Annotated in this window: 15 protein-coding genes; 6 read left to right on the top strand and 9 right to left on the bottom strand. The window is 61.5% G+C overall.

What is annotated here, in order from left to right; all coding sequences use genetic code 11:
* Nucleotides 1-65 precede the first annotated feature (65 nt).
* Both DYL61_RS20360 and DYL61_RS20355 read right to left on the bottom strand, forming a co-directional pair.
* The gene (locus DYL61_RS20360) at nucleotides 66-602 is read right to left on the bottom strand and encodes a DcrB/PsbP domain-containing protein (protein ID WP_135309823.1); all 537 of its coding nucleotides are present in this window, start codon (nucleotides 600-602) and stop codon (nucleotides 66-68) included.
* 72 nt (nucleotides 603-674) lie between these two features.
* Complete coding sequence (locus DYL61_RS20355; RefSeq protein ID WP_135309822.1) at nucleotides 675-2483, bottom strand: monovalent cation:proton antiporter-2 (CPA2) family protein; 1809 nt, start codon at nucleotides 2481-2483, stop codon at nucleotides 675-677.
* A 330-nt stretch (nucleotides 2484-2813) separates the two neighbouring features.
* Here DYL61_RS20355 and DYL61_RS20350 point away from each other — a divergent pair, with 330 nt between their 5' ends.
* From DYL61_RS20350 to DYL61_RS20340, 3 genes are all read left to right on the top strand, one after another.
* Nucleotides 2814-13103: an autotransporter-associated beta strand repeat-containing protein gene (locus tag DYL61_RS20350; RefSeq protein WP_135309836.1), complete on the top strand. Its 10290-nt coding sequence runs from the start codon at nucleotides 2814-2816 to the stop codon at nucleotides 13101-13103.
* A gap of 193 nt (nucleotides 13104-13296) precedes the next feature.
* Entirely contained in the window at nucleotides 13297-13662 is a 366-nt protein-coding gene (locus tag DYL61_RS20345) for a type II toxin-antitoxin system RelE/ParE family toxin (protein ID WP_135309821.1), read from the top strand.
* The gene (locus DYL61_RS20340; RefSeq protein WP_135309820.1) at nucleotides 13655-13957 is read left to right on the top strand and encodes an XRE family transcriptional regulator; all 303 of its coding nucleotides are present in this window, start codon (nucleotides 13655-13657) and stop codon (nucleotides 13955-13957) included. Before DYL61_RS20345 ends, DYL61_RS20340 begins: the two co-directional genes overlap by 8 nt.
* Nucleotides 13958-14151: 194 nt before the next feature.
* On the opposite strand, the gene DYL61_RS20335 is transcribed toward DYL61_RS20340, so the two are convergent.
* The 4 genes from DYL61_RS20335 to DYL61_RS20320 form a co-directional block, all read right to left on the bottom strand.
* Nucleotides 14152-15054 carry an EamA family transporter gene (locus DYL61_RS20335; protein ID WP_135309819.1) on the bottom strand — a complete coding sequence of 301 codons (903 nt, stop codon included), beginning with the start codon at nucleotides 15052-15054 and terminating at the stop codon, nucleotides 14152-14154.
* Nucleotides 15055-15107: 53 nt separating this feature from the next.
* Complete coding sequence (gene asnB, locus DYL61_RS20330; protein ID WP_135309818.1) at nucleotides 15108-17012, bottom strand: asparagine synthase (glutamine-hydrolyzing); 1905 nt, start codon at nucleotides 17010-17012, stop codon at nucleotides 15108-15110.
* 45 nt (nucleotides 17013-17057) lie between these two features.
* Complete coding sequence (locus DYL61_RS20325; RefSeq protein ID WP_135309817.1) at nucleotides 17058-18017, bottom strand: diiron oxygenase; 960 nt, start codon at nucleotides 18015-18017, stop codon at nucleotides 17058-17060.
* A gap of 79 nt (nucleotides 18018-18096) precedes the next feature.
* Complete coding sequence (locus tag DYL61_RS20320; protein ID WP_135309816.1) at nucleotides 18097-18882, bottom strand: crotonase/enoyl-CoA hydratase family protein; 786 nt, start codon at nucleotides 18880-18882, stop codon at nucleotides 18097-18099.
* A gap of 107 nt (nucleotides 18883-18989) precedes the next feature.
* Between DYL61_RS20320 and DYL61_RS20315 the strand changes: the two genes are divergently transcribed.
* From DYL61_RS20315 to DYL61_RS20305, 3 genes are all read left to right on the top strand, one after another.
* A complete protein-coding gene (locus tag DYL61_RS20315; protein WP_135309815.1) occupies nucleotides 18990-19784 on the top strand; it encodes an AraC family transcriptional regulator in 795 nt (264 codons plus the stop codon).
* Between the two features lie 103 nt (nucleotides 19785-19887).
* Nucleotides 19888-21441, top strand: coding sequence for a DUF726 domain-containing protein (locus DYL61_RS20310; protein WP_135309814.1), 1554 nt, complete (start codon nucleotides 19888-19890; stop codon nucleotides 21439-21441).
* A gap of 41 nt (nucleotides 21442-21482) precedes the next feature.
* Nucleotides 21483-22802, top strand: coding sequence for an Nramp family divalent metal transporter (locus DYL61_RS20305; protein WP_135309813.1), 1320 nt, complete (start codon nucleotides 21483-21485; stop codon nucleotides 22800-22802).
* A 17-nt stretch (nucleotides 22803-22819) separates the two neighbouring features.
* Here the strand turns inward: DYL61_RS20305 and DYL61_RS20300 are convergent, their stop codons facing one another.
* The 3 genes from DYL61_RS20300 to DYL61_RS20290 all read right to left on the bottom strand — a co-directional run bounded on the left by DYL61_RS20300 (nucleotide 22820) and on the right by DYL61_RS20290 (nucleotide 24611).
* The gene (locus DYL61_RS20300; protein WP_135309812.1) at nucleotides 22820-23197 is read right to left on the bottom strand and encodes a type II toxin-antitoxin system VapC family toxin; all 378 of its coding nucleotides are present in this window, start codon (nucleotides 23195-23197) and stop codon (nucleotides 22820-22822) included.
* Nucleotides 23194-23553, bottom strand: coding sequence for a type II toxin-antitoxin system Phd/YefM family antitoxin (locus DYL61_RS20295; protein ID WP_238704598.1), 360 nt, complete (start codon nucleotides 23551-23553; stop codon nucleotides 23194-23196). The genes DYL61_RS20300 and DYL61_RS20295 overlap by 4 nt, the downstream gene beginning before the upstream one ends.
* 125 nt (nucleotides 23554-23678) lie before the next feature.
* The gene (locus DYL61_RS20290; protein ID WP_135309811.1) at nucleotides 23679-24611 is read right to left on the bottom strand and encodes a LysR family transcriptional regulator; all 933 of its coding nucleotides are present in this window, start codon (nucleotides 24609-24611) and stop codon (nucleotides 23679-23681) included.
* Nucleotides 24612-24718: the final 107 nt, after the last annotated feature.

The raw sequence follows: 24718 nt of genomic DNA, 5'->3' as shown, positions 1-24718 counted from the left end.
CGGGGGCAAGTCGAATCGTCGCACCGCCCCTCCCACATTTGATTCAACTTGTCTTGGGAGCGCGCTTACTTCCCGCCCGTAATCTGCCTCACCAGCTCTGCATGCCCCTTGGCATCATCCGCGCGGGAAATTGCCTGGATCACCAGCAGGTGGTTACCCGAACCACCGAGGAACGTTGAGTTCAAGGTCTTGCCACCGCCTTGGGTCGCGGTGCTGTCCACCTGGCGCAAGCCCAGGCCCTTGAAGGTCAGTTTCTTCTCGTTTTGTTTCTTGAAGTCGGGCAGGGCGGCGCTCTGGTCCTTGACGAAACCGGCCACGGCACCGTCCAGGAACTGGGCGTCGTTGTCTTGGATGGTTACCCCGTCCTTGCGCACGGTTTCGGCGACGATCACCACACTTTTCGTGGTTGGGTTGGCGTACATCGTGCCTTGGGTGTCGTCGGTGACAGGCAGCGTGTCAGCGGCGTAGGCCTTGGGCAGTTTGAAGGTGAACTTGCCGCCCAACGTGGAGATGGTCTGTGTAGCGGGCTTGGTCGCGGCGAATACGCTGCCGGCGGTAAGCGCCAGGGCCAATAGGACGGCGGTCTTGGTGAAGGTGGCCATGAGGCGCTCCAGGGGTGAACGAAATTGCGGAGCATTCTGTCAGAAATTTCGCAATGTCGTTCACCGCTGGCATCACACTCTGTCGGACTCTTCCTCAAGCCGGTCCATTTCAAACAATCGCGCCAATTCCCCACGGGCTTCCTGGGCGCTTTGCAATACCTTGGCCGCGTCGTCGTACACCGCATGTTGCGCGGCGAGCAGTTGCAGGTCGTGGTTCTTGAAACGGGTGATGCGTGCGTCGGCCTGGGCCTCGCTCAAGCCAAGACCCACCAGCGTTCGGCGGCTCATTTCCAGGCTGGAGTAGAAGGTCTCGCGCACCGGTGACGCGTCCAGGTCCACCAGGCGGTGCACGTGCTGGCGGTTACGCGCCCGGGCGATGATCTTCATGTGCGGGTAGAGGTTGCGCACCAGTTCGGCGGTCTTGATGTTGATTTCCGGGTCGTCCATGGCGATCACGAAGTATTCCGCCTGGTCGACCTTGGCCGCGTGCAGGATCTCGGGGCGCTGCGGGTCGCCGTAGAACACCGGCATGCCACCGAAGCTGCGGGTCAGTTCGATGGTTTCCACCGAGGTGTCCAGGGCGATAAACGAGATGTTTTGCGCACGCAGGATCCGCGCGACGATCTGGCCCATCCGCCCCATGCCGGCGATGACCACGCGGGGTGCGTCGCTTTCGATGGTGCGGTATTCCTCGGGGATCTCCACCGGTTTGGCCTTGGGCTTGAACAGCTTCGGGCACACCAACAGCAGCAAGGGCGTCACGGCCATGGACAAGGTGATGGTAAGTACCAGCACATCGTAGAGGTGAGCGGCGAACAGGCCCTCGTCGCGGCCGATCTTGAACACCACAAAGGCAAACTCACCGCCCGCCGCCAGCACCACGCCCAGGCGCACGGCACTTTCGCGGTTGAGGTCGCCCACCAGGCTACCGACGGCGTACAGCAACGGTAATTTCAAGCCGATCAGCAGCAGGGTCAGGCCGATCACAAGCAGCGGCGAACTGAGCAACAGACTCAGGTTGGCGCCCATGCCCACGCTGATAAAGAACAGCCCCAGCAACAAGCCCTTGAACGGTTCGATCTGGGATTCCAGTTCGTGGCGGTATTCCGAGTCCGCCAGCAGCAGGCCGGCGAGGAAGGCGCCGAGGGCCATGGACACGCCCACCAGTTCCATCAGCCAGGCGGTGCCGATCACCACCAGCAACGCGGTGGCGGTGGACACTTCGCGCAGGCCGGTCTTGGCGACGATGCGAAACACCGGCCGCAGCAGGTAACGCCCGCCGATGATCACCACAGCGATGCTGCCGAGGATTTGCAGCACGTGCTGCAGGCCCTGGGCTTCGGTGGTCGGGTGATCGCTGCCGGCCAGCAGCGGCACCATGGCGATCAACGGGATCGCGGCGATGTCCTGGAACAGCAAGATGGCAAACGCCAGGCGCCCGTGGGGCTGGTTCAGCTCTTTACGCTCGGCCAGGCTTTGCAGGCCAAACGCGGTGGACGACAACGCCAGGCCCAGGCCCAGCACGATGGCGCTGTTCCATGCCTGGCCAAACAGCCACAACGCCACTGCGGCCATCACCAGACCGGTAAGCAGCACTTGGGCCAGGCCCACACCGAACACCGCTTTGCGCATCACCCATAAACGTTTGGGCGACAACTCCAGGCCGATGATAAACAGCAACAACACGACCCCCAGCTCCGAGAATTGCGCCACGCTTTGCGGGTTGCCCACCAGGCCCAGGACCGACGGGCCGATGATCACACCGGCGAACAGGTAGCCCAGCACCGCGCCCAGTTGCAGGCGCTTGGCCAGGGGCACAGTGAGTACGGCGGCGAGCAGGAACACCACCGCCGCTTGTAACAGGTTGCCTTCATGGGGCATCAGGAACTCCAGGATCTTTAAACGCGAATCAACAAGGTGCCATTAGAGCGCTTTTTACATTTTGAAAATTGTATTTTTGCGGCGAAGTCCAATATGTATTGGATGTCATAGCAATCCTACAAGGCGCTTACGAAAGTATTAATACCATTTAATTCAATGGCCTCCGGCATCGTCAACTACCGTTCTGGCAAACAGGTTAGCTGTCACCACGGTCAGGTATTTCGATTTCGATACGTGTGGATCTGGAAAGTAGGGCTTCTGCGCGTTCATGGATGAAAGGCTTTGACCACGAAGGAGTTGGACGTGGAAAGAAGACTTGCTGTCGCCGGTATGCCTTGTGTCGCCCCCCTTTTTCATGCGGTTCGTCTGGGACTTGCCGGGCTGGTGATAGGCCTTGCCAGCTCACCGGTGATGGCGGCTTGCACAACAGCGGGCTTGACCGTTACGTGCACGGGCAATGCTTCGGTGATTCTCAACAATACGTTCAACAGTTCAACCGACGCACTGACCGTCAACGTTGCTGGAGGCTCAACCTTCAACGCGTTGCTCGGCGGCGCCGCCATGACGCTGCTGGGCAATGGCATCACGCTTAACAATTCGGGGATCATCGACCCGGCCATCATCCCGGGCCTGAGCGTGCTCAGCAGCGGCACGGTGATCGGCAATGGCGCGTCGGGTAATGTGACGGTCAATAACGCCGCTACCGGTATTCTGCGGGGGATGTCCGGCGTGCTGGGGTTGAGCATCGCCAATCTCACGGGCATGGCGCTGAATATCAACAACGGTGCAACTGGCACCACGACGATCGTCAATGACGGCAGGATCGAGTCCACTGCCTTGTTGAGTGCCGCGGTACTGGCCGCCGATATTCCGGTGGTGGCCGTGCACGGCGGCTCGCGGATCAGCATGACCAACACCGGTACGGTAACCGGGCGTATTGCGTTCGGGGCGTCGACGGCGGGCAACACGTTTCTCAACAGCGGCACGCTCAATGGCGGCCTGTCGATGGGAGCGGGTAGCGCCAACACCTTCACGGCGGTCACCGGTTCAACGGTGTCCAACGCAGGCGCTTCCGGGCTCAGCCTGGGCGCGATACTCGGCCTGAACTTTGCGCCCACCGGCCAGATCGACGGCGGTGCCGGGGGCAATAACTCACTGGTCCTGCAAAACAGCGCCACAGGCGTCGGCACCGGCACCGCGGGCTCGGGGACGGTATCGAGCGGCACGTACGTCAACTTCAATCACCTGACGATCAATAGCGGCACCTGGACGTTGCAAGGTGCGGTGGTCAGCGCGGATGCAACGCTAAACGGCGGCGTGGCGCAATTCGATAACAGCGGGGCGTTCGGTACTGGCGTCTTGACCAGCAATGGGGGTGCGATCCAGTCCACGAGCGGCGGCTTGAGCCTGACTAACCTGGTGACGTTGGGTGCAGGCGGCTTGCGTGTGCTGGGCGGTTTGGACACGACGCTGTCGGGTGTGATTTCCGGGACCGGGCCGTTGATCAAGTCCGATGTGGGCAATCTCACGCTCAGTGCTGCCAACACTTACAGCGGCGGCACTACCCTTGGTGCCGGGACGCTCACCGTCGGTAGCAATACAGCCTTGGGCACAGGTGCGTTGACCGTCAGCGGCGCGGCGACCCTGAGCAACAACAGCGTATTCAGCCTGGGCAACGCGATCGTATTGAACAGTGACCTGACGCTGGCGGGCGCCCCGAACCTCACCCTGGGCGGTGTGATCAGCGGCACCGGAGGCCTGATCAAAAATGGTATTGGCGACCTGACCTTGAGCGGCGCCAACACGTTTAGCGGAGCGCTGAATATTCAGGCCGGGCGGGTCATTACGGCCAGCCCCGGCGCATTGGGCAACACCTCGGGCGTCAGTGTCGCCAGTGGCGCCAGTCTCAACCTCGGCACTGATAGCAGCCTGGCAACCCTGGGGGGCAGTGGTGCCTTGCAACTGGGTGCCGGCACCACCTTGAGCGTGGGCGGGGTCAACAGTTCGAGCACGTTCGGCGGCAGCCTCTCCGGCAGCGGTGGATTGACCAAGGTGGGCACTGGCACGTTGAACCTGACGGGCAGTAGCGGTCTGACGGGCAGCACCGCGATCAACGCAGGCGTCTTGAATGTGACCGGCGCGCTGACCGGTGGCCTGATCAATGTGAACAACGGCGGCACGCTGATCGGCAGCGGTACGGTGAGCTCGGTGAACGTCAATGCCGGCGGGCACTTGGGGCTCAGCACGGGTTCGTTGTTGACTGCCAGCGGCTTGAACATGAGCAGCGGCGCCAACCTGGATGTGGCCCTCGGCGCCGCGTCGCCGTCGCCGTTGTTGACGGTAGGCGGCAACGTAAACCTGGCGGGTAACCTGAACATCACCGATGCCGGTGGTTTTGGCGCGGGGGTGTATCGCTTGATCGACTACACCGGCGCCCTTAGCGGTTCACTCAACCTGAATACCTTGCCAAGCGGTTATGGCCTGGGCGATGTGCTGGTGCAAACCTCGGTCCTCAACCAGGTGAATCTGGTGGTGGCGACGCCGAACATCCGTTTCTGGAACGGTGCAACGGTTTCCGCCGATGGTACTGTCCACGGCGGCGCAGGCTCCTGGGGAGCCGCCGGCACAAACTGGACCTCGGCCGATGGCTTGCAGACCCAGAGTTGGGGCGGTGGTTTTGCGGTGTTCCAGAACGCTGGCGGCACTATCACCGTCAATGGCGCGCAAGCCTTTAACGGCCTGCAATTCATGGGCGACGGCTATAACCTGGTGAACGGCACGAACGGGCGCTTGACGGCGGTGAATGGCATTGCCGGCAGTGTGGGGGTGCGTGTCGATCCCCTTGCCACGGCCACCGTGGGTGTGGGTATCGACGGTGCGGGCACCCTGAACAAGCTCGACCTTGGCACCCTCGTACTCAGTGGCGCCAATACCTACACCGGCGGCACCTTGCTCAATGGCGGCACCCTCATTGTCGGCAACAACACGGCGCTGGGTACGGGCACACTCACGGCAGCGGCGGGCACCACCCTGGGCACTAATGCCAATGTGACGCTGGCCAATGACGTTGCCCTCACCGGTACGCTCGCGCTGCTCACCGATAATGCCCTGACCCTCAATGGTCTGATCAACGGCACGGGCGGCCTGGTCAAAGCCGGCACAGGCGTGTTGACCCTGGGCGGTGCCAACACCTTCCTGGGTGACACCAACCTGGTGGCGGGCGGCTTGCTGCTCAATACCGCGACGGCGTTGGGCAGCGGTGCCTTGAATGCCTCGAACGCCACCACGCTGGACGCCAGCACAGCGTTGGTCCTTGGTAACACAGTCAATTTGACCGGCAACCTGAGCGTACTGGGCAGCAACGATTTGACCCTGAATGGCGTAGTGACGGGGGCCGGCAGCCTGACCAAAAACGGCGCGGCCAACCTGATCCTCAACAGCGCCAATACCTTTCTCGGCGGCCTCTCGCTGAACGCCGGTACGCTGACCCTGAGCAATGGTGGCGCCCTGGGCTTGGGCGCCTTGACGGTCAACGGCGCCGCAGCCCTGAACAACAGTGCCGCAATGAACGTGGGCAATAACATCGTGCTCAATGGCAACCTCGCGCTGACAGGTAATAACGACCTGGTGCTTGGTGGGTTGATCAGCGGTAACGCTGCCTTGGTCAAGAACAGCACCGGCAACCTGACGCTCAATGGCGTCAATACCTACGGCGGTGGCACACTCCTTAACGCCGGTAGCCTGACCCTGGGTTCGGCGCTAGCCCTCGGCACTGGCGCCCTGACGGTCAACGGGGTATCCACCCTGGCCAACACCAACACGCCCTTGGTGATGGCCAATGCGGTCAACGTCAACGCCGACCTGACCGTCAACACCAACGCACAGCTGACCCTGGCCGGCGTGCTGGCCGGTGCGTCCAACCTGATCAAGACCGGCACCGCCGACCTGACCCTGAGCGGCAATAACACCTTCTCCGGCCTGCTGGATGTGCAGGCGGGGAGCCTCACGACGCTGGGCAACGGCGCATTGGGCAACAGTGCCGGAATCAACCTGGCCAGCGGCGCCCAATTGAACCTTGGCGGTAATGCCAGCCTTGGCGCACTCACCGGCAATGGCCTGGCGGTGCTGGGCACTGGCAGCACCCTCAGCGTCGGCAGTGACAATCAGGACACGCTGTTCGGCGGCGTCCTGGCCGGTGTCGGTAGTTTCACCAAGGTGGGCAGTGGTGCACTCACCCTTGGCGGCGTCAACGTGTTGACCGGTGACACCCAAGTCAACGCCGGCCAGTTGCTGGTCAATGGTGCGTTGGCCAGTGCCAATGTCGGCGTGGCCAGCGGCGCAACCCTCGGCGGTACGGGCACTGTGTTGGGGAATGTAAACATCGCCGACGGCGGCCACCTGGCCGTCGCTTCCGGCAATACCCTGACCATGGGATCGCTGGTGCTGAATGCCAATTCCAACCTGGATGCCGGCCTTGGCGCAGCGTCTACCGGCGGTACGGCACTGGTGCGGGTCGATGGCAACCTGACCCTGGACGGTACGCTGAATGTGCAAGACATCGGTGGTTTTGGCGCCGGCATTTATCGGCTGATCGACTACACCGGCAGCCTTACCAATAACGGCCTGCTGCTGGGTAGTCTGCCCGGCAACGTGTTGGCGAGTAACCTGGATTTGCAAACGGCCATTGGCAATCAAGTCAACCTGCTGGTCAACGGCAACACTAATGTGCAGTTCTGGGACGGCAGCCAGACCACCGGCAACGGCAGCGTGGATGGCGGCAGCGGCGTCTGGAATGCGGCCGGCACCAGTTGGACCGGCGTCAACGGTAGCTTTAACGCGGCCTGGGCGCCCAACAGTTTTGCCGTGTTCCAAGGCGCCGCGGGGACCGTGACCGTGGACGGCGCGCAAGCTATCACCGGCCTGCAGTTCGTCACCGACGGCTACACCTTGGCGAGTGGCGCGGCGGGGTCGTTGGCGCTGTTCAACGGCACGGGTGGCAATACTGCCGTGCGTGTCGACCCGGGCGCCACGGCAACCTTGGGCGTCGCGCTCACAGGGGGTGGCACCCTGGCCAAACTGGATGCCGGTACTTTGGTGCTCAATGGTGCCAACACTTATACCGGCGGTACCGCGCTGAATGGCGGCACCCTGGTAGTAGGGAATAACAGCGCGCTGGGTACGGGCGTGTTGACCACTGCCGACGGCACCACGCTGGACGCCAACACCACTGTCAGCTTGAACAACAACGTCACCGTCAACGGCGCTTTGACTGCTGCCGGCAGCAATGCCCTGACCCTGGCAGGCAGCGTGTCGGGCACTGGCAGCCTGATCAAGAACGGCATCGCCAGCTTGACCCTGGCGGGCAACAACAGTTATCGCGGCCCGACCGTATTGAATCAGGGCGGCCTGGTGCTGGGCTCCAACACGGCGTTGGGTTCGGGTACGTTGAGCGCGGCGGCGGGCACCACGCTGGATAACATCGGCACAGTGTCCGTGGCCAACGCGGTCAGTGTGGCGGGTAACCTGGGAATTCTTGGCGGTGGCAACCTCACCCTGAACGGGCTGGTCACCGGCACCGGTGGCTTGAGTAAAAGCGGCGCGGGCAACTTGACCCTCAACGCTGCCAATGGCTACCTCGGCGGGACGCAACTGAACCAAGGCACGCTCACGCTGGGCAATAGCTCGGCGCTGGGTACCGGCGCGTTGACGGTCAATGGCGCGGCGTCACTGGACAGTGGCAGTGCATTCGCCTTGGCCAACGCGATCAGCCTCAATGCCGCACTCACGCTGCCGGGCAGCAATGACTTGAGCCTCGGTGGCGTCGTCAGCGGAACCGGTGCGCTGATTAAAAATGGCGCTACCAACCTGGCCCTGGCGAACGCCAATACCTACAGCGGCGGCACTACCCTGAATGGCGGCACGCTGACCGTCGGCAATGCGGCGGCCCTCGGCTCGGGCGCGGTGACAGTCGGCGGTGCGGCCACGTTGGCCAATAACACTGCACCGCTGGTGTTGGCCAATGCGGTTAGCCTGAATGCCGACCTGACCGTCGCAGGCACTCAAAACCTGACCCTCGCCGGTGTGCTGGCGGGCAACGCAGCCCTGATCAAGAACGGCGCCGCCGACTTGACCCTCAGCGGCAACAACACCTTCACCGGTCCATTGAGCGTGTTGGGTGGTAGCCTCACCACGGTCGGCAATGGTGCGCTGGGCAGTACCTCCGGTGTCTCCGTGGGCAGCGGGGCGAGCCTCAACCTGGGCGGTAACGCAAGCCTTGGCAGCTTGGCCGGCAATGGCACCGTCCAGGTGGCGGGAGGCAGCACACTGTCGGTAGGCAGCAGCAATTTGGATAACAGCTTCGCCGGTGCGCTGAGCGGTGCCGGAAACCTGGATAAAAACGGCAGCGGTGTGCTCGACCTGAGCGGCGCGAACAGCATTAGCGGCCTAGCGAACGTGAACGCCGGCACGCTGAATGTCAGCGGTTCCTTGGCGAGCAGCAGCGTGGCCGTCAACAGCGGCGCGACGCTGACGGGCACCGGCTCCCTTGGCGGTGCGGTGACGGTCGCGGACGGCGGGCATATCGGCCTGAACACCGGCAGCAGCCTGTCGGTAGGTTCGCTGGTGCTGGGCGCCAATTCCAATCTGGATGTGGGCCTGGGCACGCCGGTGGTGGGCGGTGGCTCGGGCTTGCTGAATGTCGGCGGCGACCTGACCCTGGACGGCAACCTCAATGTGACGGACGTCGGCGGCTTTGGCAGCGGCGTCTACACCGTCATCAACTACGGCGGCGCTTTGACCGATAACGGCCTGAGCATCGGCACATTACCCGGCTCGCTGACCCCTGGGGACGTGCAACTGCAGACGGCGATCTCCAACAAGGTCAACCTGCTGGTCACCGCACCCAATACCACCGTGCAGTTCTGGGATGGCGGCAACCTGATCGCCAACGGCGCCATCGAAGGTGGTAGCGGCACCTGGAGCGCTGCCAATACCAACTGGAGCAATGTCGACGGCACCTTCAACGAGGGCTGGAATGGCAGCTTTGCGGTGTTCGAAGGTACGGCGGGTACGGTGACGGTGGATGGCACGCAGACTATTACCGGCATGCAATTCGTCACTGGCGGCTACGATCTGGTGTCGGGGGCACTCAACCTGGTCAATGGCGGTACGGGCAACACGGCGATCCGGGTCGATCCGAACGCCATCGCCACTCTGGGTGTAACCCTCACGGGCAGCGGCACCTTGGCCAAACTCGATAGCGGCACCCTGGTCCTCAATGGCACCAACGGCTACACCGGCGGCACCGCGCTCAACGGCGGTACGCTGGTGGTGGGCAGCAACACCGCACTGGGCACTGGTACGTTGACCACGGCCAACGGCACCACCCTGGACAGCAATGCCGACGTGACCCTGGCCAATACCGGCGTGATCAACGGCGCGCTGACCATCGGCGGCAGCAACGGCTTGACCCTGGACGGCGATTTCAGTGGCGGCAGCCTGCTCAAAGAAGGCGCGGCAACCCTCACCCTCAACGGCACCAATACCTATAGCGGCGGCACCACCCTGAATGCCGGTCAACTGACCCTGGGCAACAACGCCGCACTGGGCGTGGGCGCACTCACCATCGGCGGCGCAGCGCAGTTGGATGGCGGCACCGATCTGCAACTGACGAATGCCATCAACCTGGCAGGCCCGTTGACCCTGATGGGCAGTCATGACCTGGCATTGGCAGGGGTACTCAGCGGCACCGGCAGCCTGGTGAAAAACGGCAATGGCGCGTTGCTGCTGACCGGCGCCAATACCTACAGCGGCGGCACCACATTGAGCGGCGGCACCACCACCGGCAATACCACCAGCTTGCAAGGGGCCATCGCCAACAATGCCGCGCTGACCTTCGAGCAGAATGCCGACGGCACCTACACCGGCAACCTCACCGGCAGCGGGGTGCTGAACAAAATCGGCACCGGCGCGTTGTTGCTGACCGGCAATAACACCTTTATCGGCACCACGAATGTCGGTGCAGGCAGCCTGGTGGTCGATGGCACGTTGAACAGTGCGACGGTACAGGTTGCCAACGGTGCAACCTTGAGTGGTAGCGGCACCCTGGGTGGCGCTGTGACCATGGCTGACGGCTCAACCCTTAAAGCCGGCGCGGCGGCGCCTTTGTCAGTCGGGTCATTGGCGTTGTCCTCGGGGACCACCCTGGACTTCGCCCTTGGTGCACCCGGTGCCGCCACCACGGCGGTGAATGTGGCCGGTGACCTGACACTGGACGGCACCCTCAATGTCACCGATGCCGGTGGTTTCGGGGTGGGGGTCTATCAACTGTTCCGCTACGGCGGCACCTTGACCGACAACGGACTTGCCCTGGGCTCACTGCCCTTGGGCAACCTGACCCTGCAAACCGCCCTGGCCAACCAACTCAACCTGTTGGTGGAAACCACGCCGGGGCAAGTGCAGTTCTGGAACGGCGGCACCACCAATCCCGACGGTACGATCAACGGCGGCAGCGGCACCTGGGGGCCGAGCACCAATTGGACCGATTCCACTGGCACCCAGGCCCAGGCGTCGACCAACCAGTTCGCGGTGTTCGGCGGGCAGGGCGGCACGGTGACCGTGGTCGGCGACCAGGGCTTCACCGGGCTGCAGGTCCTCGACAATGGCTATGTGCTGACGGCCGGGGCTGGGGGAACCTTGAGCCCAACGGACCCGTCCACCGCCGTGCGCGTCAGTGCCGGCGTGACCACGCAAATCGCCGCGCCCCTCGTAGGCAGCGGCGGTATCGATAAAACGGATGCGGGCACCTTGTTGCTGACTGGCGCCAACACCTACAGCGGTGGCACCACGGTGAGCGCGGGGACATTGGTGGGGGATAGCACCAGCCTGCAAGGCGGCATCATCAACAATGCGTTGCTGGTGTTCGCGCAAGCGGTTGATGGACGCTTCACCGGTGTGCTGAGTGGCACCGGCAGTGTGGTCAAGCAAGGTGACGGCACCTTGTTGCTCACGGGTACGCAGCCGTTCTCTGGCAGCGTGGCGGTCAACCAGGGCGTGTTGCAAGTGGGGGACGCCGCGAGTACCAATGCGGAACTCAGTGGGCAAGTCACCGTGGCCAATGGCGCTGCCTTGAGCGGTACTGGCCGGGTTGGCTCGTTGGTCAACCACGGCGCGGTCGCGCCGAGCGATACCACCCTTAAAGTCAGTGGCAACTTCACTAACGCCGCCGATGGCGCGCTGAACCTGGTGATCACACCGTCCACCACCAGCGGCCTGGATATCGGCGGCACGGCCAATTTGGCGGGCACCTTGAATGTGATCAACCTGGCGCCCAACAGTGGGCCCACTACCTATACGCTGCTGACCGCCAACGGTGGCATCACGGGTACGTTCGATACCACTAACCTGACCAACCTGGCGTTCCTTAATACGTCGCTCAACTACAGCACCAATCAGGTCGCGCTGGCGGTGAGCCGCAACGGCGCCAGTTTTGCCAGTGTGGCGGCGACCAACAACCAACGCGGCGTGGCGAGCGCATTGGGCAGTGGGGCGGCAGTGGGTGGCGCGGCGATCCAGAGTGCCCTGCTCAACAGTGATGCCAGCAGTGCGCGGGCCGCGTTCGATAGCCTCTCCGGGGAGATTCACGCCAGCACCGCCAGCGCCCTGCTTGAAGACTCGCGCTACGTGCGTGATGCCGTCAACGAACGTCTGCGTCAACCGGGTTGCTACCGCGAAGACGACCCGCGCAACAGCCTCGCTCCCAGCGAAAATCGCCTGACCAGCGCCGGTTGCAACGGCGAAATGGTCGGCTGGATGCGCGTACTCGGCACCTGGGGCCATATGGGTGGCGACAGCGAAACCGCCAAGCTGGAGCGCAATCTCAGCGGCTTCCTGCTGGGCACCGACAAACAAGTGGATGACGCCTGGCGTGTCGGCGCCGCAGCGGGTTACACCCGTAGCGACCTCAAGGCCAAGGGCCGCAGTTCCAGCGCTGATGTCGACAGCTACCACTTGATGGCCTACACCGCCTATCAGCAGGAAGCGTTCGCCGCGCGTATGGGCGTGGCTTATAGCTGGCATGACATCGACAGCAAGCGCGACGTGGCGGTAGGCAGTGAAAGCCAGCGCCTGAAAGCCGGCTACAAGGCGCGCAGTGCCCAGGTCTTTGGTGAAGTCGGCTACACCGTCGAAACCCGCAGCGTGGTGGTGGAACCGTTCGCCGGCCTGGCCTACGTCAACTACGACAGCGACACGATCAAGGAGAAGGGCGGTTCGGCAGCGCTGCGCGGTGATGCCGACCAGGACATCACCTACTCCACCTTGGGCGTGCGCATCGGCCAGACCATCACCCTGGGCAACGGCTCGAAAATCACCCCACGCGGCAGCATCGGCTGGCGGCATGCCTTTGGTGACACCACGCCGGATGCCGACCTGAGCTTTATCAACGGCGGGACGTCGTTCAGCACCCAGGGCGTGCCTATCGCTAAAGACAGTGCGGTGGTGGAAGCGGGGCTGGACTATCAGATCAGCGCCAACGGCAAGCTTGGCCTGGGCTACTCCGGCCAGCTGTCGCGCAACGACAAGGATCACGCGGTGAGCGTCAGCTTCTCCCTCGGGTTCTGATCCAACCCGAGTCCCTTGAGCCGCCCGTAAGGGCGGTTTTTTTGCTGGGGATGTCTGTCAGTGGCATCCCGCTTGGCTTGGCTGCCCATGAAGAATGTACTAACAATTTCCCATGGTGTTTGATCGGGTTCTGGGCCATTTCAGAATCTAGAGTTATGCCCTTGAGTTTATATTCCTTGGGTGGCATATTTGCATGAGCTGGGACATTGAGTACACGGATGAATTCGGAGAGTGGTGGGATGCTCTGGGCATGAAAGAGCAAGTTTCGGTATCCGCCAGCGTCGACTTGCTAGGGCTTTTCGGGCCGGGCCTGGGCTTTCCTCACAGCAGTGATATCAAGGGCTCCCGGCATGGCAACCTGCGTGAGCTGCGCGTACAGCACGCGGGGCGCCCGTATCGAGTGTTGTACGCCTTCGATCCTCGTCGATGCGCGTTGCTATTGCTGGGGGGTGATAAGACCGGGCGATACCGATGGTACGAGGAACATGTCCCAGTGGCAGAAAAGCTGTATGACGTACATTTGCAAACATTGCGTAACGAGGGCCGTAACCATGGCTAAGAAATTCGCTGAACTTCAAGCGCGCATGACGCCGGAATCCCGTGCGGACGCCAAGCTGTTGCTCCAGCAGCACCTACAAGAAATGCCCCTGCATGAGCTACGCAAGGCTCAGCAGTTGAGCCAGCAAAGCCTGGCCAAGGCGTTGAACATCAACCAGGCGGCCGTCTCCAAGATGGAGCGGCGCACCGATATGTACATCAGCACATTGCGCGACTACATCCGCGCAATGGGAGGCGAGCTGGAGATTATCGCGACGTTTCCCGACGGGCAGGTCAAGATCGACAATTTCGCCTGAACAGCTAAGGGAAACACTGTACCTGTGGCGAGGGAGCTTGCTCCCGTTGGGCCGCGAAGCGGCCCCAGCTCTTTGTTTTAAAAGGCTGGGACTGCTACGCAGTCCAGCGGGAGCAAGCTCCCTCGCCACAGGTTACTTTTACACTGGCTACTTCTTGACTAACTGGCATTAGGGGCAGCCCGCTCCAAACACCGTTATTTTTCGGCCTGCATCACTGCACCCTGTGCGGCAGCGCCCAGGCTCACCGGCCGGCGATACAGCCCAACCGCCAACCCCGCGATGATGATCCCAATCGAGATCAGGTTCGGCGTAGAAATCCGCTCGCCCAGAATCAGCATCGAGCTGGTAATGCCAAACACCGGAATCAGCAACGACAACGGCGCCACCGTGGAGACGGGATACAGCTTGAGCAACGAATTCCAACCCCAATAGGCAAAGTGCGTGGCCAAGTACACCTGGAACAGGATCGACAGCACTGCCGTCAGGTCAAGACTCGCCTGCAAACCTTCGAACGCCGTGCTGCCATGCATCAACCAGGCGGTGAGGAACAGCGGAATCGGCGGGATCAGGCTGGCCCAGACCATGAACGAGAAGATCTCCTTGACCCCGGACTTCTTGATGATGACGTTGCCCACGCTCCACGCCACCGCGCTGAGTACGATCAGCATGACCCCCAGCACCGCATGGTTGCCTTCCTGGGTCGAGATAATGCCCGCCAGACCGATCAACGCCAGCACGGCACCGACCATCTGCGCGCCACGGATCTTTTCCTTGAACAGCAAGAACCCCCAACCCATGGTGAAGAACACGCTCAGTTGGATGATCAACGAAGCGATCCCCGGGCTGACGCCCACCTGGATCCCGTAGTTGATTACGCCCCACATGCCCAGCCCGAAGATAAAACCGTAGCCGGCCACATAGCTGAACTTGACCGCCGGACGCTTGATAAAGAACACCAGCGGCAACGCGGCGAGGGCGAAGCGGATACCCGTCAGCACAAACGGATCAATGGCCCGCAGGCCCAATTTGGTGATAGGAAAGTTGACGCCCCAGACCAGGGTGACGAGTACGGCCAGTAGTAAGTGTTTTTTCTGCATGGACCCTCCTTGGGTCTGGCGACGCACTGCAATCGCAGTGCGCCGCCTAAAAATCAGTTCAGAGCGAACCGTTGTTGCATCAGGCACAGGCCGGCGATTTCCATCAGCAGGTTGTCTGCCGACGCGCGTTGGGTGCCGGTCAAGCTTGGCAGGGTTGCCAGCAGGGCACGCACTTTACGTGGGTCAAAGAACGGCACGTTGCTCAACGCCGGGCCGCTGAGCAGGTCATTGACCATCTCAAACAGCTTTGATTGCGGATTTTCCGATGCCGGTGGCGCGCGGAAGTATTGCTTCTTGCGATCCAGTACCGCTTGCGGCACGTACGGACGCATGGCTTCGCGCAAGGCGTATTTCTCGGTGGCGCCGCGTACTTTCATGTTCACCGGCAAGCGACAGGCCGCTTCGATCACTTGGTGGTCCAGCAGCGGCGGACGCCCCTCCAGGCTACCGGCCATTTCCATGCGGTCGCCCAGGGACGTCAGCACCACATTGGGCAAGCTGGATTTGGCGACCATGTACAGCGAGCGGTTGACCGGCTCCCAACCCTCAAGCGCCCGTGGGCTCAGGCGGTCGTAGAACTGGCGATAGGCGTCGACGTTGCAGAACCGTTCGCGGAAATCCTCGCTATACAATTGCGCCAACGGGCCGAACAGCGCCGATTGGGTTTGCAGCCAGGACACGCCATGGCCCAGTTCGTCCTGGACCCACTTCACGTCATTCTTGCCGCCGGGCAGGTAGCGGTCTTCACTGGCGTGCAGGCGCCGGGTGAGTTCGGCGATCACTGTCGGGTCCTGGTGTTCGTGGTTGTACAGCACCATGTCACGGCGATAGTGCGGGTAGCCGCCGAATACTTCGTCGGCGCCTTCACCGGTCAACACCGCGCGCATGCCCTGGCTTTGCACGTATTTGCACAGCAGGTACTTGGCCACGCTGTGGGCGTTGGCGAAGGGCATTTCGGCGTGCCACAGGGCGTTTTCGAAGTTGTCCGCCATGTCGGAAGCGTTCACCGACAGCACGTTGAGATGTGCGCGGTTATGCCGTGCAGCAATCTCGGCATATTGACGCTCGTCGTAGGCCTGTTCGCCTTCGAATGACAGGTGGAAGGCCTGCAACGGCTGGCCGGTCAGTTCGGTGGCAATCCCCAGCATGGCCGAGGAATCCAGACCGCCGCTAAGGCACACACCGACCGGTACATCGGCGTGCAGGCGCAGGCGCACGGATTCTTCGATGGTGTTGCGCAACGAGTCGATCATCTCGGCTTCACTGCGTTGCTCGGTGGCCTGGGCATCGGGGAAGTCCCAGTCCCAGTATTGTTCGGTTTGCAGGCCGCTTTCGTCGGCGATGATCCAGCACCCCGGCTTCACGCTGCGGATGTTGTTGAACACCGTGCGGTCACGCAGGATAAAACCCCGGTTGGCGTAGGACTCGTGGTCCCACTGCGCCGGTACACCGGCCGCGAGCAAGGCCTTGATCTCGGAGGCGAAGTACCAGGCACCTTCATGTTCGGTGTAGTACAGCGGCTTGACGCCCACGCGGTCGCGCACCGCAAATAGCTTTTTATGCAGGCGGTCGAAAATCAGGATGGTGAACTCGCCACGCAGCTGCTTGAGGCCGCGCACGCCATGGCGGCGGTACAGGTGCATGGCGATTTCGCTGTCGGACGATGTCTTGAAGCGGCAGCCGTAGCTTTCCAGCTCTGCGCGAATGCGTTGATAGTCATAGAACTCGCCGTTGACCATCATCACCAGGTCGCCCTCATCGGCGACGATCGGCTGGGTGCCGTTGCCCAGCCCGACCAGGCCCAGGCGCACATAACCAAACGCGGCCTGGCCCTTGGGGTCGAACCACTGACTGGAGCTGTCCGGGCCACGGTGATGGATGGCGCGCAGGGCGGCATCGAACATGTTCGGGTTGAACGCACGAGGTTGTTTGGCGAAGACGCCAATGTATCCACACATAAAAAGTACTCGATTGAATTTGTAGTAGTCAGCGGCACGCTGGGTTCAAACGGTGATGACGGCCTCAGTCACCCCGTGCAGTTCTGGCAGCACGGTGGCGGGCTGTATGCCGATGGAGCGGAGGATCTCGGGCATTGCCGAGTAGTCCGCTTCGCCGGTCTCGATAAATTGAGTCGGTAGCAGCAACGAGCGATCGCCGAACACCTCCAGCAGTTGCGGCAGGATGATTCGCCACGCGGAAATCTCGCGCATCGGAAAGATCCGGATGGAGTTGGCGATGCCACGGGCAAACAGGGTGGTTTGCTGCGCGGTGAAGTCGCCGACCACCTGCTGCACGAACAGCGGGAAGATGTGCTTGTGCACCAGCTCGTCTTTTTTGTGCAGGGCCACCACGTGACGGAATACCGGCTGGATGTCGGGCGCGTCGCTGAGGTCGGCCAGGTAGTCGCTGATAAACGTCTCTGACACCAGCGAGAAGGCCAGGCGGTAGACCTTGAAGTCGGCCTCCGACAGGGTTGCCTGGGCCTGGCTCAAGTGGCGGGTCAGTTCCAGCTCGGGCCATTTGATGCGCATGCCGCGCTGGGTAATCGCCAGTTCGCACATGTTGATCGAAAACAATGTGTGGTAGGCCTCGTCCGCCAGGGTTTCGGAGATGGTCGCGGCGCTGGCGGAACTCAGGCGCGAGCCCAATTGCAGCAGGTCGATGCACGACGGGCAGATGATCTCGGTTTCAATAGCGATGGTTTTCTGGTTGTAGATGACCCAGCCGGCCGACAGGATCAGCAATTTCAGCGCATGGGGGTAATTCTGATACTGCGGGTCATGGGCGAACGGGAGCAGGGCCTCAAGAAAGTCCGGCGCTTGCAGGTCAAGCTGGATATCCGGGCGTTGGGAATCGAGTTTGATCTGTGCGCGTTTGTGCCAGCTGCGTTCGATTTTGATCAAGCGTTCATCGGTCGCGTCATTGCTTCGATAAAGATCGTCTTGAGTGCTGTGCTGAAACATGGTTTCACCGGATTGATAAAGTGCTGTGAAGGCCATCCATGGTTTGCCGAGCGTGCCCGGCAACATTCACGACCGGGAGTTACACCGTTGGTGCGGTCTGGATCTTGTCCTTTTTGCGATCCAGGAAATCCGCCAGGCGATCCTGTGTGCGGGTGTCGGAAGACACCACTGCGGCAATCAGCGCTTCGGTCATCAGGCCGTCCTGTTGGCTCTGATCGACAATGCGCGGCAGTACGTGGGTCACGGCGTAGTTGGTCATGGGCAGGTTGCCCGCAATCTTGTGGGCCAATTCGGTGGCCTTGAGCACTGCCTGGCCAACCGGCACCAGATACTGGGCGACCCCGCGTTCGTAGCTCTCTTTGGCGTAAAGGGTGCGGCCGGTGAGCATCATGTCGGTCATCAGCGCAATGCCGGCGATACGTGGGAAGCGCACCGAGGCGCCGACCCCAACGTACAAACCGCGCATGGCTTCGGGCAGCGAGAAGAACGCGCTGTCATCGACCACCCGCAGGCTGCACGCGGTGGCGATCTCCAGGCCGCCACCGATGGCCGCGCCGGTAATGGCTGCCACCACGGGCACCTTGCCGAACTGGATCAGTTCGAAGGTCTTGTGCCACTCACGAAAGGCCTGAACGTTATCGATGACCGACTGGTCGCGGATTTCCGAAAGGTCCAACCCCGTACAAAAATGCTGGCTGGTGCTGTACAGCACTGCGGCACCAATACCTTCGGGCATGTTCGTGAAGGTATCGCGCAGTTCATGCATGACTTCGAGAGACATGGCGTTGCGCTTCTGCGGGCGGTTGAGTCCCACCATCAGCACGGCGCCGTCTACTCGTACATCCAAGTAGTTTTTGACACTCATTTTTCGAATATCCCTTCGAGATGAACCCAGCTTGGGGAGCAACGATGATAGGTGCGGGTTGGGTGGCCCGCTTGCTATGTCAGGTCATACTTTGACAAAATCGGGCCATGCCGCCGACCTTCACCTATTCCCCTTACGAACCCGACAGCCCCGAGGCAGTGGTGACGCTGCGCGAGTACCCGTCTGGCACCGTATTTCCCCGCCATACCCATCGCCGTGGGCAGTTCGCCTATGCCTCCACGGGTGCGTTGAAAATGTTTACCGACCTGGGCAACTGGGTAGTGCCGCCGCAACGGGCGATCTGGGTGCCGGCGGGGGTGTCCCATGAAATGCACATGCGCGGTGATGTGGTGATGCTCAATACCTACCTGGACGACGATGCGGCCCGGCGCGCGGGGTTGCAGGACTATTGCCAGGTGTTTGGCGTTTCGCCGTTGTTGCGCCATTTATTGGAAGCTGCGCTGGCGATCCCACCGGTTGCGCCCAGCGTGCGTGATCGCTGTGTGCTGACCCTGTTGGTCGACGAAATCGGCGCGATGCCCGAGCTGCCCCTGAGTGCGCCGTTGCCGTCGGAGTCACGTTTGGCCCGATCCTGTCAGCGTTTTCTGGATGCGCCAACGCAGAAGATCTCGATTGGTGAAATGGCCGATTGGTCGAGCATGAGTCGGCGCACGTTCACGCGTAATTTTCGCGAGTGCACCGGCATGACGTTCGTGTCGTGGCGTCAGCAGGTGTGTTTGCTTGAGGCCACGGCGCGCCTCAGTCATGGTTCGTCCATTACTGATGTGGCGTTCGAACTGGGTTTCAGCAGTTCCAGCGCGTTCACCTCGGTGTTCCGCCGCAACCTGGGGGATTCACCGGCGCGCTACCTGGCCAAGTCCAAGGCGGCCTCGATGTTCTGAAAGGAAGAGGGCGCCAACCGGGTGCCTTTCCCCCCAGCGGTACGCCGCTGACCGTCACCCTTTGTTACTATCGCTCTCCCTCGTTTCCAGGAGTCACCGGCCCATGCAGCACCAGTGGGATGAAATGCACCGCACGCGCAAACCCACGTTTTTACGGTGTGGCGAGCCCCAGGGCGATGTGCTCAATCTCTACGTGCATGGCTATTCGGCGTTCTTCAACCGGCAACAATTGGGCAATTTCAAGGAACAGCTGGCAGGCATCGAAGGCTCGACCAATGTGATGCTGTTCTGGCCTGCGGGGCATTTCCTGGAAAATCTATTCGCCCCGTTCAAGGATGTGCTCGGCGCGGTACTCGGAGGTGGGGGCCTGGGCGCGGCGACGGTTGGCGTGGGCAAGGCGATTGCCTATTTTCTCGACCACTATAAAAGCGTCGAGGCGCGGGTGGACGAGGTAGCCAAAAGCTTGCTGCCGGAGTTGGCCACGTACCTGCACGGCGAGTCCCTGCAAGTGCGGCGTATCAACCTGATCGGCCACTCCCTCGGCGCACGCATACTGGTCAAGAGCGTGCTGGCCAATCCTGAAACCGCCCGCGAACTACCACTGAATAACCTTCTCTTGATGGGCGGTGCAATTTGTACGTCCAGCCCGTGGGATGCCGTAGCAGCACCGCTCAAGGGGCGGGTGATCAACTGTCATTCGAGCAAGGACTGGGCCCTGGCTATCAAGCCGGATACCGAGCGCTGCATTGGCCGTTATGCGATCCCCATCACGCCCGCCCTCAAGGCCAAGGTTACCAATGTGCACCTGGCGACCTTCGATCATGCCGCCTATTGGCCACAGTTGCAGACAGTGGTGCAGTACACCGACCTGTTGCACGAGCGACGCGGCATGATCCGTTCCGATCAGCGCAGCAGCGAAGTGCGCTTTGCCGAGGAGGACGTGGAGCTGCTCCCTGCGCTGGTACAGGCGCGGCCCGAAGAGTTGAAGTTCCTGGCTGAACTGATGGCGCAAAAACGCAGTACTTCTATCGATGCCACTGTGCGCGAACCGCTCAAGTTGGCCATCGAGTTGCAGCGCATGGGCGGCGATACGTTCATGAACCTGGCCAGGGGGCATGGGGTCAGTTACCGCCAGATCGCCGAAGATGTGGCTCAACGGCTGGGGATCAAGTTTGATCGGCCCCTGGCAACGGTCGAACTGGCTGATCTGGAAGCCCAGGTCGCGGACAAACTCATCGAACAGTACAAAGACAAACTTACCCATGCCGACCGGCTGGTGTTTGATGCAGAACTCCAGGCGGCCGCGCAGAAAGAGCAGGGGCTGTTCAGCCGTTTTGACAGAGGGCGTTCGGCGACTACCGCCTTGAGTGGCACCGCGTTGGCCGGCCTGACAGGGTTTATTCTGCGCCGGGGCGCGGCCACGGCGATCCCGGTGGTGGGCCAGGCGGTGGCGGCGGCCATGCTGCTGGTCACCGGTGTCCGTGCGTTTTCCGGCCCGGCGTATTCCATTACCCCCTTGGCGGTGCTGGTGATTGGCGTGATTCGCCAGCGCATGGAGCGTGAAGCGTTGAACCAGGAAATGGACTTGGTGGCCCAGGTGGTCGAAGCCTTTGACCTGCCTCGGGACACGGTAATGCGCACGGTCCCGTCTGACTGATAAGCTGCGCCTCTATCGAGTGTGTTTGCCTGGGATACCGCGTGAAATTCAGCCTGCCGAAAATCGCTACCGCCCCGTTTTGCCCGCCGGAAGTGGCCGGCTCCGTTGCCGTTGACCCCAAGGCCTCGTTCTTCAAGCGTGCGCTGATGTTCGCTGGCCCCGGCCTGTTGATCTCCATCGGTTACATGGACCCCGGCAACTGGGCCACCGCCATCGAGGCCGGCTCGCGCTACGGCTACAGCCTGTTATTCGTGGTGTTGCTCGCCAGCCTGGCCGGGATGGCGGTGCAGTGCCTGTGTTCGCGACTGGGGATCGCCACCGGCAAGGATTTGGCGCAGTTGTGCCGCGAGCGCTACAGCAAACGCTCGGCACGTACCCAGTGGCTGCTGGCGGAAATCTCCATCATCGCCACCGACCTGGCCGAAGTATTGGGCTGTGCCCTGGCGTTTCACCTGTTGCTGGGCGTATCACTGACCACCGGCATCGTGATCACCGCCTTCGACACGTTGTTGATCCTTGCCCTGCAAAACCGTGGTTTCCGGCGCCTGGAAGCGATCATGCTGGCGTTGGTGGCGACCATCGGCGTGTGTTTCTTCATTGAGTTGGTACTGATCAAACCCTATTGGCCGGATGTGCTCAGCGGATTTACCCCGTCACTGTCGGCTATCAGCGATGCCGCGCCGCTGTACCTGGCCATAGGCATCCTCGGTGCGACGGTGATGCCCCATAACCTCTATCTGCATACCTCCATTGTGCAAACCCGCCTGATCGGCAAGGACCTCGCCGGCAAGCAGGATGCGGTCAAGCTGGCACGTATCGACACCATTGGTTCCCTGGCCTTGGCCCTGCTGGTCAACGCCGCGATCCTGGTGCTTGCCGCTGCGGCCTTCCACAACACTGGTCACGCCGATGTGGTGGAAATCCAGGATGCCTATCACCTGCTCGACCCCTTGGTGGGTGGCGCGTTGGCCAGCATCCTGTTCGGCGTCGCTTTGCTGGCTTCCGGGCAAAGCTCCACCTTCACCGGAACCATTGCCGGGCAAGTGATCATGGAGGGCTACCTCAACCTGCGTATTCCTTGTTGGCAACGCCGCCTGATTACCCGTGGGCTGGCGCTGATCCCGGCGTTTCTGGGTGTGTGGCTGATGGGTGACGAGGCTATCGGTAAATTGCTGATCCTTAGCCAGGTGGTGCTTAGCCTGCAACTGCCGTTTGCGTTGTATCCGTTGATCCGTATGACGGGCGATAAGCAACTGATGGGGCCGTTTGTGAATCGCTTGCCGACCCGGCTGTTAGCGTGGTTCCTGTTTGCGGTGATCAGTGGGGCGAATGCGTGGTTGATTGGGCAGTGGGTGTTTTGACCCAGAGGCGTATGGCTCTACACAAGCATTGCCAAGGGTGTGTATTGGGCGACTTGCGGGTCGGCTGTGACTAGACGCATCGGCTCGCTCAAGGCGACCGCGACGATGAGTCGATCGAACGGGTCTTTGTGGTGACGCTCAAGATCTTTAACCGTTACGGCGTGGTCGGTCGTGATAGGTAGCTCAACGAATCCGCTTTCCAGGCAGCATTCGCGGGTCTGGTTTAGATCTATATTGAGCTTGCCCAGCCCGACCTTGATTGCCATTTCCCAGAACGTCGCAGAGCTGATGTAGATTTCTGCAGCATCTTCAATAAGCCTCTGAGCTTTGCGGGAGAGTCTGGGATCGTCAGTCAGTGCCCAAAGCAGGATATGAGTATCCAGCAGTACCCTCATGAAAGATTACCTTCAAAGGCATCCAGCAGGTCGTCCGGTAACGGCGCATCGAAGTCGTCAGGAACGACGAACATGCCCTTCATCGCACCGATTCGTGGTTTTTTTGGCTTCTCCAGCGGCACAAGTTGCGCTACAGCGCGGCCATGTTTGGAGAGGGTGATGACTTTGCCGGATGCCGCTTCATCAACCAGTTTTGACAAATTACGTTTGGCTTCGTCCAAGGGCACGATAATCATGTGAAGGTCCCCGTGTTTTGGCCAACTATAGCCAAAGGCAGGTGAGCTGTCAGAGACGGCCAGGCAACTGGCTGAAGCAACGCGCTCATCACGGGATTTTTTGGGGTACATGAAGTCCATGGCATCGCTCCGGAAAAGATTTCGCCAAAGTCTGCCCCAGTGCGCATTGCCTAAAAATAGTGGCCCGTAAAATCAGAACGGGCCTACTCTCCCTCGTCGGAAAATTCCTCAAAGCGCTCGTGGCGTCACCGATCCCAATACGGCACCACCCCAAAACACTCCACAAAATAATCGATCACCGTCCTCACCTTCAGCGACAAGCGCCGGCTTCCCGGCCACAGCGCAGCAATCTGTTGCGGCTCCAGCGTCGTTGCCACCTCGTACTCCGTGAGCACCGCCTGCAACGTGCCTGCGCGCAGGCTCTCGCCAATCAGCCAGGACGGGAACACTACCAGCCCCAGGCCTTGCTCGGCGGCGTGGGTCAGGGTGTCGGCGTGGTTGCCGGTGATGGGACCCTTGACGCTGTAGGGGGTCCAGTCGCCGCCGTCGCGGCGGAAGAACCAGCGTTGTTGGCCGGTGATGCCTTTGTAGGCCAGGCATTGGTGCTGAGCCAGTTCGTCAGGGTGTTGGGGCGCGCCGTGTTTGGCCAGGTAACCGGGGCTTGCGGCGATGCGAAAGCGCTGGGGGGCGAAGATGCGTGCCTGCATGCTGGAGTCGTTGAGCACGCCGATGCGAAACAGCAAGTCGGTGCCGTCTTGCAGGGGATCGACGTAGGTGTCGGTTTGCTGGATATCCAGTTGCAGCTTTGGGTAGCGCCGGCACAGCTCGCCCAGCCACGGTGACAGGTGGCGTTGGCCGAACACCATCGGCGCGTTGATGCGCACCAGGCCGCTGGGTTCGCTTTCCTGTTCCTGCAGGGCTTGGCCAGCGGCCTCCAGTTGTTCCAGCATCAGGCGTGCATGGCGTCCCAGCAGGCGCCCAGCCTCGGTGGGGCTGACCGCACGGGTATGGCGATACAACAACTGTTGGCCAAGGGCGTGTTCCATCAACTGGATCTGCCGGGAGATGGAGGAGGGCGCCAGGCCCTCGCGGCGCGCCACCTCGGAAAAACTGCCCAAGTCCAGCACCGCGACGAACAGGCGCAGCGCCTTGAAGCTCAATTCATTCAAACCCTGCATCGTGACTCCATGCTGTGCGTATTGCGCAAAGGTGTTGTCCGTATGCTCCCATTTATCGCACAGGACGGCCACCGGATAATGCGCGCCATGTTTCCTTTCTATAAATG

Origin of the sequence: Pseudomonas nabeulensis, assembly GCF_004682045.1 — a bacterium.
GTDB classification, from domain to species: Bacteria; Pseudomonadota; Gammaproteobacteria; order Pseudomonadales; family Pseudomonadaceae; genus Aquipseudomonas; species Aquipseudomonas nabeulensis.
Note: the sequence above shows the minus strand (reverse complement) of the source record. Positions and strands in the feature narration are given on the sequence as shown.

Bases quoted from the DNA above. Each gene is read 5' to 3' on its own strand.
- DYL61_RS20360 (WP_135309823.1), bottom strand. From the start codon at position 602: ATGGCCACCTTCACCAAGACCGCCGTCCTATTGGCCCTGGCGCTTACC.
- DYL61_RS20355 (WP_135309822.1), bottom strand. From the start codon at position 2,483: ATGCCCCATGAAGGCAACCTGTTACAAGCGGCGGTGGTGTTCCTGCTC.
- DYL61_RS20350 (WP_135309836.1), top strand. From the start codon at position 2,814: ATGCCTTGTGTCGCCCCCCTTTTTCATGCGGTTCGTCTGGGACTTGCC.
- DYL61_RS20345 (WP_135309821.1), top strand. From the start codon at position 13,297: ATGAGCTGGGACATTGAGTACACGGATGAATTCGGAGAGTGGTGGGAT.
- DYL61_RS20340 (WP_135309820.1), top strand. From the start codon at position 13,655: ATGGCTAAGAAATTCGCTGAACTTCAAGCGCGCATGACGCCGGAATCC.
- DYL61_RS20335 (WP_135309819.1), bottom strand. From the start codon at position 15,054: ATGCAGAAAAAACACTTACTACTGGCCGTACTCGTCACCCTGGTCTGG.
- asnB (WP_135309818.1), bottom strand. From the start codon at position 17,012: ATGTGTGGATACATTGGCGTCTTCGCCAAACAACCTCGTGCGTTCAAC.
- DYL61_RS20325 (WP_135309817.1), bottom strand. From the start codon at position 18,017: ATGTTTCAGCACAGCACTCAAGACGATCTTTATCGAAGCAATGACGCG.
- DYL61_RS20320 (WP_135309816.1), bottom strand. From the start codon at position 18,882: ATGAGTGTCAAAAACTACTTGGATGTACGAGTAGACGGCGCCGTGCTG.
- DYL61_RS20315 (WP_135309815.1), top strand. From the start codon at position 18,990: ATGCCGCCGACCTTCACCTATTCCCCTTACGAACCCGACAGCCCCGAG.
- DYL61_RS20310 (WP_135309814.1), top strand. From the start codon at position 19,888: ATGCAGCACCAGTGGGATGAAATGCACCGCACGCGCAAACCCACGTTT.
- DYL61_RS20300 (WP_135309812.1), bottom strand. From the start codon at position 23,197: ATGAGGGTACTGCTGGATACTCATATCCTGCTTTGGGCACTGACTGAC.
- DYL61_RS20295 (WP_238704598.1), bottom strand. From the start codon at position 23,553: ATGGACTTCATGTACCCCAAAAAATCCCGTGATGAGCGCGTTGCTTCA.
- DYL61_RS20290 (WP_135309811.1), bottom strand. From the start codon at position 24,611: ATGCAGGGTTTGAATGAATTGAGCTTCAAGGCGCTGCGCCTGTTCGTC.